At 68.9% G+C, this 14,820-nt stretch carries 16 protein-coding genes; 1 reads left to right on the top strand and 15 read right to left on the bottom strand.

All coding sequences use genetic code 11. The annotated features are described in order from the left end of the window. Positions 1 to 44: 44 nt before the first annotated feature. From tatA to O3X23_RS02460, 9 genes are all read right to left on the bottom strand, one after another. Complete coding sequence (tatA, locus tag O3X23_RS02500; RefSeq protein ID WP_269269385.1) at positions 45 to 326, bottom strand: Sec-independent protein translocase subunit TatA; 282 nt, start codon at positions 324 to 326, stop codon at positions 45 to 47. Between the two features lie 292 nt (positions 327 to 618). Next, the gene (locus tag O3X23_RS02495) at positions 619 to 822 is read right to left on the bottom strand and encodes a hypothetical protein (RefSeq protein WP_269269384.1); all 204 of its coding nucleotides are present in this window, start codon (positions 820 to 822) and stop codon (positions 619 to 621) included. Between the two features lie 18 nt (positions 823 to 840). After that, positions 841 to 1,101, bottom strand: a complete 261-nt coding sequence (locus O3X23_RS02490) for a hypothetical protein (RefSeq protein ID WP_269269383.1) — start codon at positions 1,099 to 1,101, stop codon at positions 841 to 843. Positions 1,102 to 1,110: 9 nt separating this feature from the next. After that, the gene (locus O3X23_RS02485; RefSeq protein WP_269269382.1) at positions 1,111 to 2,058 is read right to left on the bottom strand and encodes a helix-turn-helix transcriptional regulator; all 948 of its coding nucleotides are present in this window, start codon (positions 2,056 to 2,058) and stop codon (positions 1,111 to 1,113) included. 14 nt (positions 2,059 to 2,072) lie between these two features. Beyond that, entirely contained in the window at positions 2,073 to 3,014 is a 942-nt protein-coding gene (locus O3X23_RS02480; protein WP_269269381.1) for a helix-turn-helix transcriptional regulator, read from the bottom strand. Between the two features lie 108 nt (positions 3,015 to 3,122). Then, positions 3,123 to 3,494, bottom strand: a complete 372-nt coding sequence (locus O3X23_RS02475) for an FKBP-type peptidyl-prolyl cis-trans isomerase (RefSeq protein WP_138354820.1) — start codon at positions 3,492 to 3,494, stop codon at positions 3,123 to 3,125. Positions 3,495 to 3,535: 41 nt separating this feature from the next. Beyond that, positions 3,536 to 4,549, bottom strand: a complete 1,014-nt coding sequence (locus tag O3X23_RS02470; RefSeq protein ID WP_269269380.1) for an FKBP-type peptidyl-prolyl cis-trans isomerase — start codon at positions 4,547 to 4,549, stop codon at positions 3,536 to 3,538. A 156-nt stretch (positions 4,550 to 4,705) separates the two neighbouring features. Next, positions 4,706 to 6,067, bottom strand: coding sequence for a Pup--protein ligase (gene pafA, locus O3X23_RS02465; protein ID WP_138354818.1), 1,362 nt, complete (start codon positions 6,065 to 6,067; stop codon positions 4,706 to 4,708). A gap of 9 nt (positions 6,068 to 6,076) precedes the next feature. Beyond that, a complete protein-coding gene (locus tag O3X23_RS02460; RefSeq protein ID WP_269269565.1) occupies positions 6,077 to 7,324 on the bottom strand; it encodes an MFS transporter in 1,248 nt (415 codons plus the stop codon). Between the two features lie 100 nt (positions 7,325 to 7,424). Between O3X23_RS02460 and O3X23_RS02455 the strand changes: the two genes are divergently transcribed. Beyond that, entirely contained in the window at positions 7,425 to 8,450 is a 1,026-nt protein-coding gene (locus O3X23_RS02455; protein ID WP_443047694.1) for a LacI family DNA-binding transcriptional regulator, read from the top strand. A gap of 81 nt (positions 8,451 to 8,531) precedes the next feature. On the opposite strand, the gene prcA is transcribed toward O3X23_RS02455, so the two are convergent. The 6 genes from prcA to arc all read right to left on the bottom strand — a co-directional run bounded on the left by prcA (position 8,532) and on the right by arc (position 14,585). Next, positions 8,532 to 9,281 carry a proteasome subunit alpha gene (prcA, locus tag O3X23_RS02450; RefSeq protein ID WP_250991664.1) on the bottom strand — a complete coding sequence of 250 codons (750 nt, stop codon included), beginning with the start codon at positions 9,279 to 9,281 and terminating at the stop codon, positions 8,532 to 8,534. 59 nt (positions 9,282 to 9,340) lie between these two features. Further along, complete coding sequence (gene prcB / locus O3X23_RS02445; protein ID WP_269269378.1) at positions 9,341 to 10,186, bottom strand: proteasome subunit beta; 846 nt, start codon at positions 10,184 to 10,186, stop codon at positions 9,341 to 9,343. Continuing rightward, positions 10,138 to 10,410 carry an endonuclease VII domain-containing protein gene (locus O3X23_RS43910; protein ID WP_331283873.1) on the bottom strand — a complete coding sequence of 91 codons (273 nt, stop codon included), beginning with the start codon at positions 10,408 to 10,410 and terminating at the stop codon, positions 10,138 to 10,140. Before O3X23_RS43910 ends, prcB begins: the two co-directional genes overlap by 49 nt. 328 nt (positions 10,411 to 10,738) lie before the next feature. Then, entirely contained in the window at positions 10,739 to 10,957 is a 219-nt protein-coding gene (locus O3X23_RS02435) for a ubiquitin-like protein Pup (RefSeq protein ID WP_250991661.1), read from the bottom strand. A 108-nt stretch (positions 10,958 to 11,065) separates the two neighbouring features. Continuing rightward, on the bottom strand, positions 11,066 to 12,577 hold the full coding sequence (gene dop / locus O3X23_RS02430) for a depupylase/deamidase Dop (RefSeq protein WP_269269374.1): 1,512 nt from the start codon (positions 12,575 to 12,577) through the stop codon (positions 11,066 to 11,068). Between the two features lie 241 nt (positions 12,578 to 12,818). After that, a complete protein-coding gene (arc, locus tag O3X23_RS02425; RefSeq protein ID WP_269269372.1) occupies positions 12,819 to 14,585 on the bottom strand; it encodes a proteasome ATPase in 1,767 nt (588 codons plus the stop codon). Positions 14,586 to 14,820 lie beyond the last annotated feature (235 nt).

Raw genomic sequence — 14,820 nt, 5'->3', positions numbered from 1 at the left:
GCGGCAGCCTTCAGCGGCTTGTTGCGAACCGGAGCGGGCCGGGGTCAGCCCTGGGTGGTGTGGTTCGGCTCCGTCACCGGGCGGGCGCTGGTCACATCGCCGGGGGCGGCCTGGATCGTCTTCGGCGCGGCGGGCGCGGACTCCGCGGTCTGCGTGTCGGCCACCGGAGCCTCGTCGTCCTTCTTCATCGCCTTGGCCTCGCTCTTGAGGATGCGGGCCGACTTGCCGAGCGACCGGGCCATGTCGGGAAGCTTCTTGGCGCCGAACAGCAAGATGATGACGAGAAGGATGAGGACGATCTCGAGGGGCTTGAGATTGCCGAGCATAAGTGTCTACCTTCTCACCGAGGCGGCGTGGGTCCTTGTCTTCGGCGACCCGGACAGGTGTCCGCACCGCCGTACTGGCTGCGATCGTAGCGTGCGGTGGTAAACGACCGGCAACCCGTCGGCAACTTCCAGATGCGGCCCCCGCCGCTCACTCATGGGGCCACGTTACGCAGCGTACCCTCCGGGACGGCCGGGAACGAGGGCCTGTGTGTAACGCCGGGGCCGGCCCGGTGCGCGAGCCCGGGAATCACACCAGGTCGCGGGGGTCGGCGCGGGCGGCGCCGGTGCTGCCTCACTGCCGGGAGATGTCCCCGGCGCGCTCCGCGAGCGGTTCCGCGGCCCGGCTCAGCCGCTCGGCGGCCCGGGTGAGCTCGTCGGTGCTCCTGGCCACCTGCCCGGCCAGCCGCTGGACCTCGGCGAAGACCCGGACGGCGAGCACGCCGAGTACGAGGATGCCGGCGGTCGAGAGGCCGACGTACAGGTAGAGCCACCACATGGAACTGAGCCTATCCGTTCAGCAGATGTGCAGGCGCATGGTGCGTACCCCGCCGCCGGTCAGCAGCTCGATGATCCGCTCCCCCGCCGGCTTGCGGACCGCCTGCCCGCACTCCGGGCAGGTGAAGGAGTAGAACGTGGTCCGGTGGCTGCGGCCGATCGCCAGCCGCAGCTCCTGCGACGCCAGCTCGAAGCGGCCGCGGCAGTCCGGGCACGCGGCCTTGAAGAGCACCGGGGACGGCGTGCGGGCCGTCATCATCGAGGTGCCTGCCCCCGTCATCGTCACTCCCTATTCTCCGTAGGCCGCCAGTGCCAGTACGGCCGCTTCGCGGGCCCGGTCCGCCAGGTCCGCCGGCGAGACGATCCGGCCGTCCCGGCCCAGCCGCAGCGCGAGCCGGCGCAGCGAACCCGGGTCCGGGGTGCGCAGGCTGATCCGCAGGCCCCCGTCGGGCAGCTCGTCCGCGCTGTCGTACGGGTAGTACTCGGCGACCCAACGGCCGCCGGGCCCCACCTCGATGACGACCTCCGGGTCGTCGCCCGCCGGCTGCACCAGGCCGAGGGACAGGTCCCGCGGCTCGACGCGCGGCGGGTCCGATGGCTCGTCGAGCAGCTTGATCTCCGCGACCCGGTCGAGCCGGAACGTCCTGCGGTCCTCCGACAGCCGGCACCAGCCCTCGAAGTAGGTGTGGCCGACGGCGAAGAGCCGGATCGGGTCCACCTCACGCTCGGTGAGCGCGTCCCTGGCCGGCGAGTAGTAGCGGATCCACAGCCGGCGCCGCTCGACGATGGCCCGGTCCACGTCGGCGAAGACGCTGCCCTCGGACTCGAAGGTCACCGACAGCTGGGAGCTGGCCGCCGCCACCTCGCCGGCCGCCGTCTCCAGCTTCGCCGTGGCGCGCAGCAGCGCCTGCCGGTCACTGTCGCGCAGACCCGGCAGGTTCGCCACCGCCCGCGCGGCCACGAGCAGCGCCGTGGCCTCGTCGGCGGCCAGCCGCAGCGGCTGCGCCACGTCGTCGACGTTGTGCCACCAGATGCGCTCGCCGTCGGTGTCGATGTCGAGCAGGTCACCGCCCCGGAAGCTCGTCCCGCACAGCGGCAGGACGTTCAGGTCGCCGATCAGCTCGGCCTCGGTGACGCCGAAGGCGCGGGCCACGTCGGTGACGCGAGCGCCGGGCCGCTCGCGCAGATAGGTCACCAGGGAGAGCATCCGCCGGGTCTGGTCGATCGCGTTCGCCATGTCGTGAAGTCCCGTCAGTCCTTGGCCACGGCACGCAGCCGGTCCACCACATCGGCCCGCAGTTCGGCGGGTTCCAGGACCACCACGTCGGGGCCGAACTCCACCAGCCAGGCGTCGAGTCCGTGCCCGTACGGGATCTCCAGTTCGTCCCAGACGGCGTCGATCGGCTCCGAGGTCACGGCCTTGGACCGCAGCGGATAGCCCGAGTCGCGGCGCAGCCGGATCCGGGCGGTCGCGGTGGCGCCCTCGCCGGCCCAGCTCGCGACGGCGGCGCGGACGTCCACGTGGTCGGGGACCGGGGCGTTGAAGGCACCGCCGCGGGAGCGGACCTTGCCGGAGATGCGGGAGAGCCGGAAGACCCGGACCGCGCTGCGGTCGCGGTCCCAGCCGGCCAGGTACCAGTGGCCGCGCCAGCACTCCAGGGCCCACGGCTCGACCTGCCGGGCCTCGGGGCGCACCGCGTTCGCCTTGCGGTAGTCGAAGGAGACGGCCCGGCGCTCGCGGGTCGCGACCATCAGGGGCTCGAACGCCGGCTCCGGGGTCGGGATCCGCGGTTCCAGCGCGCTCTGGGTGTCCTCGAACGGGACGCCCGCCGCCCGGAGTTTCTGCAGCGCGCCGCTGGCGGCCTCGGCGAGCCGGGCCTGCTGCCACACCTTGGCCGCCAGGCTCAGCGCGGCGGCCTCCTCGGCGTCCAGCGCGATCTCGGGCAGCCGGTTGCGGTCGCGGCGGGCGAGGTAGCCCACATCGCCGTCGACACTCTCCACCGTCTCGATGATGAGCCCGAGTTCGCGCAGATCGTCCTTGTCGCGCTCGAACATCCGGTTGAACGCGTCGTCGGAACCTATCTCGTGATAGGCCTCGATCGACTCGCGCAGTTCCCGCTTGCTGACGGGACGCCGGGTGTTCATCAGGCACAGCGCCAGGTTCATCAGTCGCTCGGCCTTGGCAATCGCCATCGCGCACCCTTCGTCTTCAGCTCTCGATCGACGACCGTACCGCTCCGGGGAGCCACCGCAAAAGCGAGGGCCCACGCCTGGCGGCGTGGGCCCTCGAATCGCGCCTGCTCAGACCGAGATCAGGTCCACGACGAAGATCAGAGTCTCGCCCGGCTTGATCGCCGGGGTGGGGCTCTGGTTGCCGTAGGCGAGGTGCGCGGGAATGGTCAGCTGGCGACGGCCGCCGACCTTCATGCCCTGCACGCCCTGGTCCCAGCCCTTGATGACGCGGCCGCCACCGAGCGGGAAGGTGAACGCGGAACCGCGGTTCCAGCTGGCGTCGAACTCCTCGCCCGTGCTGAACGAGACGCCGACGTAGTGGACGCTGACGTTCTGACCCGCCTTGGCCTCCTCGCCGGTGCCCTCCCAGATCTCCTTGATCTCAAGGTCGGCCGGCGGCTCGCCTACGGGGAAGTCGATCTCGGGCTTCTCGATGCTCACTGCGGTAACTCCTTGATACGTTGCGGACAACCCGGACAGTCTTACACTGCTCCGAGAATCTCCACGACGAAAACGAGGGTCGAGTTGGCCGGAAGGTCCTCGCCCTTGGCCTCGGCCTTGTAGGCCAGCTCCGGCGGAATGACGAGCAGCACCCGGCTGCCGACCTTCTTGCCGACGAGGCCCTTGTCCCAGCCCTCGATGACCTGACCCTGGCCGATGACGGTACTGAACGGGGCCCCGGTCTTCCAGCTGTCGTCGAACAGCTTGGCCGTCTCCTTGCCCTCGTTGGGCTTCCAGGCCGCGCCGCTGTACTGCATGTAGACCGTCTGACCGCTCTTGATCACGTCGCCCTTGCCCTCGATCAGGACCTTGTCGACGAGCTTCTTCGGCGGGTCGTTCTTCGGCACCGAGATCTTCGCGGCCTCCGCCTTCTCCGCGTCCACCTGGGGCAGGTCGGACGGGATGGCGGACTGCGTGCCGGTGACATGGCTCGGCATGATCCGGTCGATGTCGAGCACGAAGACGAGGGTGTCGGTGGCGGTGATGCCCAGTTCCTGCTTGCCCTGCGCGCCGAACGCGGCGGCCGGCGGGGCGACGACCAGGACGCGGCTGCCGACCTTCTGGCCCAGCACGGCGTCGCTGAAGGCCGGGATGATCGTGGGCGAGCCCGCCGGGATGACCTGCGCGGCGCCGCCCTTGTCGTAGGAGCCGCCGATCTCCTTGCCGCTCTTCCAGATCTTGCCGGAGAACTTGGTGACGACCAGGTCGTTCTTCTTGACCACCGGGCCGGTGCCCGCGGTCACGGTGCTGACGACGAACTTCCCGCTCGGTTCACCCTTGGGGATGGTGATGGTCGGCTTCTTGCCCGGCTCACCGGCGACGGTGGGCATCGGCGAGGCCGACGGCACCGGCTTCGGGGCGGCGGCCTGGGTGGGACTCCCGGACGGTGTGGCGGACGGCGTGGCCGTCTTCTTGTCCGAGTCATCGCCCCCTCCACAGGCCGCGGTGAGCATCAGAGCCGGCACGATGAGCGCGGCAGCGAGTCGGCGTCGCACAGTGGTCCTCGGGGTAGCTGGGATGGTCCGTCAGTAGCGGTCACTCTACGGCCTGCCCCACCCCACAAGCCCCCGGCATGCCAGGGGCCCCGCACGCCTCAGCGTACGGAGCCCCTGAACATCAGCCATTGCCGATCATGTTCTGACGCGGGTCGGTCACATTCCGGCGATGAGCTTCTCCACCCGGTCGTCAACAGATCGGAAGGGGTCTTTGCACAGCACCGTGCGCTGCGCCTGGTCGTTGAGCTTCAGATGCACCCAGTCGACCGTGAAGTCACGCCGCTGCTCCTGCGCCCGCCGGATGAAATCGCCGCGCAGTCGGGCCCGAGTGGTCTGCGGAGGAACCGATTTCGCCTCGAAGATCTTCAGATCACTGCAGATCCGCTTGGCCTGCCCCTTCTTCTCCAGCAGGTAGTACAGCCCGCGGCGGCGGTGGATGTCGTGGTACGCGAGATCCAGTTGGGCGACGCGCGGGTGGGACATCGTGATGTTGTCCCGGTTCCGGTAGCGCTCGATCAGCTGGTACTTCATCACCCAGTCGATCTCGGTGCCGATGGCCGCCAGATCACCGCTGCCGATCGACTCCAGCGCGCGGCCCCACAGCTCCAGCACCTGCTCGATCACGCCGTTGCGGATGCCGCGGCGCTCGCAGAAGTCGACGGCCTTCGAGTAGTACTCCTCCTGGATCTCCAGGGCGGACGCCTCGCGGCCGGTGGCCAGCCGCACCTTGCGGCGGCCGGTGATGTCATGGCTGACCTCGCGGATCGCCCGGATCGGGTTCTCCAGGGTCAGGTCCCGCATCACGATGCCCGCCTCGATCATGCGCAGCACGAGGTCGGTGGCACCGACCTTCAGCAGCATGGTCGTCTCGGACATGTTCGAGTCGCCGACGATGACGTGCAGCCGCCGGTAGCGCTCCGCGTCCGCGTGCGGTTCGTCACGGGTGTTGATGATGGGACGGGAACGGGTGGTCGCGGAGCTGACGCCCTCCCAGATGTGCTCGGCGCGCTGGCTGACGCAGAAGACCGCACCGCGCGGCGTCTGCAGCACCTTGCCCGCGCCGCAGATCATCTGCCGGGTGACCAGGAACGGAATGAGGATGTCGGCGAGGCGCGAGAACTCGCCATGGCGTGCGACGAGGTAATTCTCGTGGCACCCGTAGGAGTTTCCCGCGGAGTCGGTGTTGTTCTTGAACAGATAGACATCGCCGGCGATGCCCTCTTCGTGCAGACGCCGTTCGGCGTCCACCAGAAGGCCTTCGAGGATGCGTTCACCGGCCTTGTCATGGGTGACCAGCTCGGTCAGATTGTCACACTCCGGAGTGGCGTACTCCGGGTGCGAGCCGACATCGAGGTAGAGGCGGGCGCCGTTGCGCAGAAAGACATTGCTGCTCCGGCCCCATGACACGACACGGCGGAAGAGGTACCGCGCCACCTCGTCAGGAGACAGACGCCGCTGCCCCCTGAACGTGCATGTGACGCCGTACTCGTTCTCCAGCCCGAAAATGCGGCGGTCCATGTCTGAACATTACGCCTGATGCGTGGTGCTGAAACCGGGTTCGACGCCTCCGATTCGATCTTTTTCCAACTCGGTTTTCAGGTTTGGGAACGTGAGGAATCGGCTGGTCGCGACCAGCACCGCCAGCGCGGCGAAGCCGCCGGCCGCCGCGACGGCGAATCCGGCGGCGACGCCGCCGAACTGCGCGGCGGGTCCCGCCGCCGCCGTTCCCAGCGACGCGCCGACGCCGATCGCGGTCACCAGCCAGGAGAACGCCTCGGTCACCGTGCCGCTCGGCGCATGCCGGTCCACCACCACGAACGCGCAGGCCAGCACCGGCGCCAGGAACACCCCCGCGAGCCCCGACAGGACCGTCATCGCGACGACCCCGGGGACGAGCGCCAACGGCGCGTAGCAGACCGCCAGTCCGACGGTCAGCAGCCGCAGGCGGCGCTCCGGCGTGCCCGGCCACGTCCTGGCGCCGTACGTCACACCGCCGATGAGCGCGCCGAGACCGAGCGCCGACAGCAGATAACCGTTGACCATGCCGCCGCCGTGCACGTCCCCGTACGCGACCGCGGCGACCGCGATCGAGCCGAGTGCCACCCCGACGAAGAACAGACAGGCGATCAGCGCACGGAGTCCCGGAGCGCGCAGCGGCCCGAGCCAGTCGGCCGCCCGCGGCTCCGCCCGCCACTCACGGGACGGCGCGGCCGTCACGACGCCCAGCGCGCCCACGACGCCGACCGCCGCGATCCACACCACGGCGGCGGCCTCGGAGGCCACCGCGACCAGGCCGGTGACGAGGACCGGGCCGATCGTGAACAGCAGCTCCTGGGCGGCGGCGTCCAGGGCGTAGGCGGCGTGCAGCCGGTCCTCGCTCTTCAGGACGCCGGGCCACAGCGCACGCAGCCCGCCCTCCAGCGGCGGGGTGAACAGCCCGGCGACCGCCATCGCGACACAGGCCACCGGGAGCGGGTCCGGGCCGACCACGGCGAACAGCACCATTCCGGCGGCCGACAGCACGGCCGCCGGGAGCATCACCCGCGGCTGCCCGTACCGGTCGACGATCCGGCCCAGCAGCGGCTGGCCGATGGCCGTGCCCAGCCCGTAGAGCGCGCCCAGCGCACCGGCGAGCGAGTAGCTGCCCCCTTGCGAGCGGGTCAGCAGCACGATGCACAGCGCGGCCGTCGCGTTGGGCAGCCGGCCGACCAGCGTGCCCGCGAGCAGCCGGCCCGCGTACCGCGTCCGCAGAAGATCCCCGTACCCCGCCGCCATGACGGCCCCTCTCCCCGACACCACCGAAGTGTTACGTATAACTTGAGCGTCATACGTACCATGACGACAGGCCGCGGGTCCATCCGCGGGGACCGGAAGGATGCCCGGAGTGACCGATACCGCACGCCCCACCTCACGGGACGTGGCGCGGGCCGCGGGTGTCTCGCAGGCGACCGTCTCGCTGGTCCTGGGCGGCAAGTCACGCGGCCGGGTCTCCGAGCGCACGGCGGAAGCGGTCCGCGCGGCCGCCCTGGCCCTCGGCTACCGGCCGAACCTGGCGGCGCGCAACCTCCGCCTCGGCCGCACCCGGACGGCGCTGCTGGTCGTCCCGGCACTGACCAACGAGTACTTCGCCCGGGTCTACACCGGCGCCGCCCGCGTCGCCGCCGAGCACGGCTTCGGTGTGGTCCTCTACCCCTCCCCCGACGGCGTCGGCCCGGCCCGCGACCCCTTCGGCTCCGCCCGCGCCCCGCTGGACGGCGTCATCGCGTCCTCGATGGCCGCCGACGCGCTCGACGCCATCGGCGGCGGCGACCTGCCGCTCGTCATGCTCGACAGCGACCCCGCCGCGTCCGGCGCCGCCGCCACCGTCAACTTCGACATCGCCGACGGCATGCGCCAGGTGGCCCGCTGCCTGCTGGACCTCGGACACCGCAGGATCACCCACATAGCCTCCGCCGTCGACACCTGGACGTTCCACGTCCGGGCCCAGACCCTGGCCGCCACGTTCTCGGCCGCCGCCGGACACACCGACCTGCACACCGAGCGGTCCGCGCACAGCGTCGAGGACGCGCGGCTCGCCGCCGAACGCGCCCTCACCCGCCCCGGCCCCCGGCCCACCGCCCTGATCTGCGACGACGACATCCTCGCCGCGGGGGCCTGCAAGGCCGCCCGCCGCCTGGGCCTGCGGGTGCCCGCCGACGTCTCCGTGACCGGTTTCGACGACCTCGCACTCGCCACCGCGGTCGAACCGGAACTCACCACCGTCCGGCTCCCCGCCGACGAGATCGGCGGCCGGGGCATGTCAGCACTCCTGGCCGTCCTGGACGGCCGCGAGCCCGACGGATCGGTCCTCGCGGTCGACCTCGTCGTCCGCGGCTCGACGGCTGCGCCTCCAGCGGCGTGACGTCGCCCCGGCAACGCCTCACGCCCGCACCCCGGTGACGGGGTGCGGGCGTGAGGCGCGTCAGGGGAGCCGGCCGCAGGCCTACTCCTCTTCCTCGTCCGAGGGGTCGTCCGTCTTCGTGGTCGCCGCGCTGTCCGCCTCCAGGAGGCGGGCCAGCTGACGGCCCAGGATCCGCTTGAACTTGCGCTGCTGAGGACGCGTCCGGTCCAGCACCGCGACCTCCAACTGCTCGGCGGTGAGCGTGCGCTCCCCGCCGTTGCTGTCCCGGCCGAGGGACTCAGCCGCCAGCTTCAGCGCCTCCGCGAGCGTCATGCCGTCGCGGTGCCGCTGGTCCAGATAGGTGCCGATCGAGTCCGAATTGCCACCGACCGCCACCGCGCCGTGCTCATCGACGATCGAGCCGTCGTGCGGCAGCCGGTAGATCTGGTCGTCCTCGGCGGCCGCGCCGACCTCCGCGACGATCAGCTCCACCTCGTACGGCTTCTCACCGACGCTGGAGAAGATGGTGCCCAGCGTCTGGGCGTAGACGTTGGCCAGACCACGGGCCGTGACGTCCTCACGGTCGTAGGTGTAGCCCCGCAGGTCGGCGTAGCGCACACCGCCGATCCGCAGGTTCTCGAACTCGTTGTACTTGCCCACCGCCGCGAACGCGATCCGGTCGTAGATCTCGCTGACCTTGTGCAGAGCGCGGGACGGGTTCTCGGCGACGAACACGATGCCGTCGGTGTACTGCAGCACGACGACGCTGCGGCCGCGCGCGATGCCCTTGCGGGCGTACTCCGCACGGTCGGCCATGGCCTGCTGGGGTGAGACATAGAACGGCGTCGACACCGGCTATCCGTCCCTTTCTGTCAGTGGGCGAGAGAATTTCCGCTGATCCTGCCGGACCGTCAGAGCAGCTCGGCGCGCGGGCCGTCGGGCTGTTCCAGCCGGCGCGCGTGGATCGTGCGGACGACCTCGGACGACTCGTCGTCGGTGAGCCTGCGGAAACCCTCGTCGGTGATGACCGTGACGATCGGGTAGATGCGCCGCGCCAGGTCCGGCCCACCGGTGGCCGAATCGTCGTCGGCGGCGTCGTACAGCGCCTGGACGACCAGCGTGACCGCCTGGTCCTCCGTCAGGTCCTTGCGGTACAGCTTCTTCATCGAACCGCGGGCGAAGACCGAACCCGAACCGGTCGACGCGAAGCCGAGCTCCTCGGAACGCCCGCCCGTCACGTCGTAGGTGAAGATCCGGCCCCTTTCGCGGTCCACGTCGTATCCGGCGAACAGCGGCACGACGGCCAGCCCCTGCAGCGCCATCCCGAGGTTCCCGCGGATCATCGTGGAGAGCCGGTTCGCCTTGCCGTCCAGGGACAGCACCGCGCCCTCGATCTTCTCGTAGTGCTCCAGCTCCAGCTGGAACAGCCGCACCATCTCGACGGCGAGGCCGGCGGTGCCGGCGATGCCCACGGCCGAGTACTCGTCGGCCGGGAACACCTTCTCGATGTCCCGCTGCGCGATGATGTTGCCCATCGTCGCGCGCCGGTCACCGGCGAGGATCACCCCGCCGGGGAACGTCGCGGCCACGATGGTGGTGCCGTGCGGGATCTCGATGGCGCCCTGCAGCGGCGGCAGGCTCCGGTTGCGCGGCAGCAGGTCCGGTGAGTGCTCGCCGAGGAAGTCGATGAACGAGGACGAGCCAGGCGTCAGGAAGGCAGCCGGTAGACGCCCTGTGCTACGAGTGTTGGCTTCCACACGTTTCCTTCCAGATATGCGAGGGCCCGACGCATCGCATCGGGATCATCTCTCAGCTTGCCGAGTGCCGAATTGCAGTTGAAGCACAGTACGCCTCGGACCCTACCCGTCTCGTGGCAGTGATCCACATGTTCCGCCGAAGCGGCCAAACAGATCGGGCACATGCCCGCCTGAGAGGCGATCAGCTCGTCGCGTTCGGCCACGGTGATGCCGTACTGACGCATGAGGTGCCTCGCGCGTCCCTCAACCGCTCGGCACGCCTTGCAGTAAGTGGCCAGGCCGTCGCACGCGCTACTGTTCCCGGACCACTGCGCGTGCGGTTTGATCTCGGTACACCGTGGGCATCGCTTGTGGCCGGGCGGAACCGCCACTTTCTGGCGGACACTGAGGCCCTTGGCTTCCTGGCGCTGTCGGTAGTACTCCGCGGAGCACTCCCGACAGTAGGCCTGGAGCCCATCGGGCATCGACGTATTACTGGCGAACGCGTCCCGCGGCAACATCCTCTTGCACCGAGAGCATTTCCTTCCTTGGTGCATTTCGGACATTTGCGGACTACTCTCCGCCTTTCTGGACAAAACTTCGAACGAAGTCCTCAGCATTGGCCTCGAGCACGTCGTCGATCTCGTCCAGGATGTCGTCGACATCCTCGGAGAGCTTCTCGTGCCGCTCCTTGAGTTCGTCCGAGGCCTGCGCGTCCTGCGCTACCTCTTCGACTTCCTCTGTGGCGCGTGTCGCCTTCTGCTGTCCGCCGTCGGTGTCCTTCGTAGCCATGACGCTCACCCCGCTCGGTTGCGTTTCCTACTTGATCAGACCCTACAAGCCGGGTCCGACATCGGCCCTGTTTCCGCTCACTTGCATGATTCCCGGTTCTGGGCCATTTCAGCCGCCGGAAAGGATGCGGACCAAGTCTTCCGCCGTACGACAGCGGTCGAGGAGCTCCTTGACGTGGTTGCGAGTACCCCTCAGCGGCTCCAGGGTCGGAACCCGCTGGAGGGAGTCGCGGCCCGGCAGATCGAAGATGACCGAGTCCCAGGAGGCGGCGGCCACGTCGTCGGCGTACTGCTCCAGGCAGCGGCCGCGGAAGTAGGCGCGGGTGTCCTCGGGGGGCTTGGTCTCGGCGCGCTCGACCGCCGGCTCGTCCAGGAGCCGTTTCATGCGGCCGCGGGCCACCAGGCGGTTGTAGAGGCCCTTGTCGGGCCGTACGTCGGCGTACTGGAGGTCCACGAGGTGCAGCCGCGCCGCGTCCCACTCCAGGCCGTCACGGCGCCGGTAGCCCTCCAGGACCTCCTTCTTGGCGACCCAGTCCAGCTCGCCCGACAGGCTCATCGGGTCGTTCTCCAGCCGGTTCAGGACGTCTTCCCAGCGGCTGAGGACATCCTTCGTCTGGTCGTCCGCGTCGGCGCCGAATCGCTCCTCCACGTACTTGCGGGACAGGTCGAAGTACTCCATCTGGAGCTGCACCGCGGTGAGCGTCCGGCCACTGCGGAGCGTGATGAGATGTTGCAGTGTGGAGTCGTGGCTGACCTGGTGCAGGGTGCGCACCGGCTGGTCCACGGCCAGATCCACCTTGATGAAGCCGTCCTCGATCATCGACAGCACGAGTGCGGTGGTGCCGAGCTTGAGGTAGGTCGAGATCTCGGAGAGGTTGGCGTCCCCGATGATGACGTGCAGGCGGCGGTACTTCTCCGCGTCCGCGTGCGGTTCGTCGCGGGTGTTGATGATGGGGCGTTTGAGGGTGGTCTCGAGGCCGACCTCGACCTCGAAGTAGTCGGCCCGCTGGCTGAGCTGGAAGCCGTGGTCGTGGCCGTCCTGCCCGATGCCGACGCGGCCGGCGCCGGTGACGACCTGGCGCGAGACGAAGAACGGCGTCAGGTGGCGCACGATGTCCGAGAAGGGGGTCTCCCGCTTCATCAGGTAGTTCTCGTGCGTGCCGTAGGACGCGCCCTTGTTGTCCGTGTTGTTCTTGTACAGGTGGATCGGCTGCGCGCCCGGGAGCTGCGCGGCCCGTTCGGCCGCCTCCGCCATGATGCGCTCGCCCGCCTTGTCCCACAGGACGGCGTCGAGCGGGTTGGTGACCTCGGGTGAGGAGTACTCCGGGTGGGCGTGGTCGACGTAGAGCCGTGCGCCGTTGGTGAGGATGACATTGGCCAGGCCGATGTCCTCGTCGGTGAGCTGGCTCGAGTCCGCCGTGTCGCGGGCGAGGTCGAAGCCCCGGGCGTCACGGAGCGGATTCTCTTCCTCGAAGTCCCATCGGGCGCGGCGCGCCCGGTGCATCGCCGCCGCGTAGGCGTTGACGATCTGGGACGAGGTGAGCATGGCATTGGCGTTCGGGTGGCCGGGGACGGAGATGCCGTACTCCGTCTCGATACCCATTACTCGCCGTACGGTCATGCGGCCCTCCTTGCCCGGCGCCGCCCCGTGCTGGGGCTGACGCTCAAGTACCGCTGCGCATATGGCCCGAGCGCGACTGCTGTTCCCTGAGCCGCACTGCAGGGCGCGGTACGGAAGAGCCTAGAACGCGATGGCGGCGGTGGGGAGATCATTTCACTCATTGCTCCGGTCCTGGCCTACCTGTGGACAAACACTCCGGCTGCGGGAACCCGGTCGGGGCGCCCGCAGCCGGAGGTCTGCTTTACAGGTACTGCCCGGTGTTGGCCACGGTGTCGATGGAGCGGCCGGTGTCCGCGCCCTGTTTTCCGGTGACGAGCGTGCGGATGAACACGATCCGCTCGCCCTTCTTGCCGGAGATGCGGGCCCAGTCGTCGGGGTTGGTGGTGTTGGGCAGGTCCTCGTTCTCCTTGAACTCGTCGACGCATGCGGCGAGCAGGTGGGCGACGCGAAGACCGCGCTGGTTGTGGTCGAGGAAGGCCTTGATGGCCATCTTCTTGGCCCGGTCCACGATGTTCTGGATCATCGCTCCGGAGTTGAAGTCCTTGAAGTACAGGACTTCCTTGTCACCGTTGGCGTACGTGACCTCCAGGAAGCGGTTCTCCTCCGTTTCGGTGTACATCCGCTCGACGACGGCCTGGATCATGGCCTCGACCGTGCCGGCCTTCGATCCGCCGTGCTCCGACAGGTCCTCGCTGTTGAGCGGGAGTGTCGGAACCAGGTACTTCGAGAAGATGTCCTTGGCCGCCTCGGCGTCCGGCCGCTCGATCTTGATCTTGACGTCCAGACGGCCGGGCCGCAGGATCGCCGGGTCGATCATGTCCTCGCGGTTGGAGGCGCCGATGACGATGACGTTCTCCAGGCCCTCCACCCCGTCGATCTCGGCGAGCAGCTGGGGGACGATGGTGTTCTCCACGTCCGAGCTGACACCGGATCCGCGGGTGCGGAAGAGGGATTCCATCTCGTCGAAGAAGACGATGACGGGGGTGCCCTCGCTCGCCTTCTCCCTGGCTCGCTGGAAGACCAGGCGGATCTGACGCTCGGTCTCACCGACGTACTTGTTGAGCAGTTCGGGACCCTTGATGTTCAGGAAGTAGCTCTTCCCCTGCGGCTTCCCGGTGACTTCGGCGACCTTCTTGGCAAGGGAGTTGGCCACTGCCTTGGCGATGAGGGTCTTTCCGCAGCCGGGGGGGCCGTAGAGCAGCACGCCCTTGGGCGGGCGCAGCGAGTACTCCTTGAACAGATCCGCGTGCAGGTACGGGAGTTCGACCGCGTCCCGGATCTGCTCGATCTGACCGGCGAGGCCGCCGATCTGCTTGTAGTCGATGTCAGGGACCTCTTCGAGTACGAGGTCCTCGACCTCGCTCTTGGGGACCCTCTCGTACACGTAGCCGGAGCGGGGCTCCAGCAGAAGTGCGTCGCCTACGCGGAGAGCGCCGTCCAGGAGCGGCTCGGCGAGCCACACCACCCTCTCCTCGTCGGTGTGTCCGACCACCAGGGCTCGTTCGCCGTCCTCGAGGATCTCCTTGAGGGTGACGATGTCGCCGATGCGCTCGTACTTCATGGCCTCCACCACGTTGAGCGCTTCGTTCAGCATGAGTTCCTGACCTCGTCGGAGGTCTTCCAGTTCGACGGAAGGGCTGACGTTCACCCGCAGCTTTCGGCCGCCGGTGAAGATGTCCGCCGTTCCGTCCTCGTTCGCCTGCAGAAAGACGCCGAAGCCGGCAGGAGGCTGCGCGAGCCTGTCCACTTCTTCCTTGAGGGCCACGATCTGGTCGCGGGCCTCGCGGAGAGTGTTCGCGAACCGCTCGTTCTGAGCGGACACGCCTGCCAGATTGGTCTGCAGCTCGACGATCCGCTCTTCGAGAATCCTCGTGTGACGCGGAGAGTCGGCGAGCTTACGTCGCAGGACGGCGATTTCCTGCTCAAGAAAGGCGACCTGGCTCGCGGTGTCTTCTGAACCACGAGCGGGTCGGCCGCCACGGGTGATGTCGTCGTCGTGGGCCGCCACGGTCCTCACCTCCTCCAAGGGGAGCTGGACGTTTCCAGACCCTACCTGGGCCGGTGGGGGTTGAAACCCCTAGATCACAAAGACGGTCGGGGTGTGTCCGATCTTCACCCTTGCGTACGTCCTCACGCCAGGGAGATACCCACGGATCAACATCGGAAAGCGGCCGGTTGTATCGTCGGTTCGGTCAACACCCGTCAGGGACTGTTGCGGTCCGTGTGCGGGCCGATCCATGAAC

The sequence above is a fragment of the Streptomyces sp. H39-S7 genome, from assembly GCF_027158205.1.
Lineage (GTDB): Bacteria > Actinomycetota > Actinomycetes > Streptomycetales > Streptomycetaceae > Actinacidiphila.
Note: the sequence above shows the minus strand (reverse complement) of the source record. Positions and strands in the feature narration are given on the sequence as shown.